This is a genomic window from Nocardia sp. NPDC001965 (assembly GCF_053594175.1).
Map to the genome: position 1 here is coordinate 1 of NZ_JBSFDZ010000101.1, position 1,196 is coordinate 1,196.

The 1,196-nt window shown below is 64.6% G+C and carries 1 protein-coding gene; it reads left to right on the top strand.

Going from position 1 to position 1,196, the window contains the following annotated elements:
* Positions 1-1,196, top strand: a 1,196-nt coding sequence (locus ACWCPQ_RS35035) for an amino acid adenylation domain-containing protein (RefSeq protein WP_449907482.1), incomplete at both ends; no start/stop codon positions are given.

The window sequence follows — 1,196 nt, forward strand, 5'->3', positions numbered from 1 at the left end:
CGAGATCTTGTCCCGTTCGGGTGGTCCGGTGGTGCCGGCTTCGACGTTGCCGGAGTTGCTGGCTGCGGCGGTGGCGGTGGATCCGTCGGCGCCTGCGGTGGTGTTCGAGGGTGTCCGGTATTCGTATGCCGAGTTCGATGTGCGGTCGAACCGGTTGGCGCAGGTGTTGATCGAGCGTTGCCTGGGTGCTGAGGATCTGGTGGCGGTGGCGGTGCCGCGGTCGGCGGATTCGGTGCTGGCGGAGTGGGCGGTGTCGAAGTCGGGTGCGGCGTTCCTGCCGATCGATCCGACGTATCCGGCGGATCGTATTGCGCATATGCTTTCCGATTCGGGTGCGCCGGTGGGTATCACGGTGTCGTCGGTGCGGGCGGATCTGCCGGATACGGTGGATTGGTTGGTGCTCGACGAGCTGGATCTGGAGAGTTACCCGGCCGGTCCGATCACGGATGCGGATCGGGTGTGGCCGTTGACTCCGGCGAACACCGCGTATGTGATCTATACGTCGGGTTCGACGGGTCTGCCCAAGGGTGTTGTGGTCACGCATGCGGGTCTGGCGAACTTCAGTGCTGAGCAGGTCGAGCGTTACCGGTTGACTTCGGATTCGCGGGCGCTCGCGTTCGCCTCACCGAGCTTCGATGCCTCGATCTTGGAGTTGCTGCTGGCGGTCGGTTCGGCGGGTGCGCTGGTCGTCGTTCCGACGGGTACTTATGGTGGTGCCGAGCTGGGTGAGTTGATCGCTCGTGAGGGTGTGACGGTCGGTTTGATCACGCCGTCGGTGTTGGCGTCGCTGGATCCGGTGGATCTGGCGGGTATGGAAGTGATCGTCGCCGGTGGTGAGGCCATCTCGGCGGATCTGATGGCGAAATGGTCGACCACGCCGGAGGGCGGGGTCGCGCGTAGGTTCCACAATGCCTACGGTCCGACCGAGGCGACGGTCGCCACGAATATCAGTGGTGTGCTGAGTGCCGGTGACCGTGTCACGATCGGTGGGCCGGTGCGGGGTATGCGTGCCCTGGTGCTCGACGATCGGTTGAATCCGGTGCCCGAGGGTGTGGCCGGGGAACTGTATGTGGGTGGGATCCAGTTGGCGCGTGGTTATCACGCGCGGGCTGGTTTGACTGCTGAGCGTTTTGTTGCCGATCCGTTCGGTGCGCCGGGGTCGCGGTTGTATCGCACGGGTGACATCGTGCGATGGC